Origin of the sequence: Azospirillum isscasi, assembly GCF_030849505.1 — a bacterium.
In the GTDB taxonomy this organism is placed as follows: Bacteria; Pseudomonadota; Alphaproteobacteria; order Azospirillales; family Azospirillaceae; genus Azospirillum; species Azospirillum isscasi.
In genome coordinates this window covers 1-228 of sequence record NZ_JAUJFI010000021.1, presented here as the reverse complement: position 1 = coordinate 228, position 228 = coordinate 1, and positions in this window count along the sequence as shown.

Genomic DNA, 228 nt, shown 5'->3' with positions numbered 1-228 from the left:
TTGGGAGCCTCGCCATGACCACCAGGTCACCAAGGCACACGCGAACCATCCGGACCGGACGGGCGGGTCTGTCAAGTGAGGACGTATGCATGCTTTGCGGTGTTGATTGAGCGCGTCCAGGGCTGGCCGCTGCGCGCGGGCCGCCGGCTGGGAAGGATCAAGCCGATCGAGCGATTAGTAAGGCTCAGCTTCAGGCGTTGCCGCCGGTCCACATGCCTCCTATCGACG